The sequence below is a fragment of the Stenotrophomonas sp. INTA L402-1 genome, from assembly GCF_059295135.1.
In genome coordinates this window covers 1-517 of the sequence record NZ_JCAFWP010000254.1, presented here as the reverse complement: position 1 = coordinate 517, position 517 = coordinate 1, and the positions used below count along the sequence as shown (strand labels likewise).

Genomic DNA, 517 nt, shown 5'->3' with positions numbered 1-517 from the left:
TCAGCAAACTGAAAAATGCCAACCGCTTCTTTGTTGCTTCTGACGTTCATCCGCAAACGCTGGATGTGGTTCGCACCCGTGCCGAAACCTTTGGTTTTGAAGTGATTGTCGACGATGCGCAAAAAGTGCTCGATCACCAGGACGTCTTCGGCGTGCTGTTACAGCAGGTGGGTACGACGGGTGAAATCCACGACTACACTGCGCTTATCAGCGAACTGAAATCACGCAAAATTGTGGTCAGCGTCGCCGCCGATATTATGGCGCTGGTGCTGTTAACTGCGCCGGGTAAACAGGGCGCGGATATTGTTTTTGGTTCGGCGCAACGCTTTGGCGTACCGATGGGTTACGGTGGCCCACACGCGGCATTCTTTGCGGCGAAAGACGAATACAAACGCTCAATGCCGGGCCGTATTATTGGTGTATCGAAAGATGCAGCTGGCAACACCGCTCTGCGCATGGCGATGCAGACTCGCGAGCAACATATTCGTCGTGAGAAAGCGAACTCCAACATTTGTAC

General features: G+C 53.0%; 1 protein-coding gene. It reads left to right on the top strand.

Going from position 1 to position 517, the window contains the following annotated elements; genetic code table 11:
- Positions 1-517, top strand: a 517-nt coding sequence (locus AC5O77_RS22650) for a PLP-dependent aminotransferase family protein (protein WP_494507283.1), incomplete at both ends; no start/stop codon positions are given.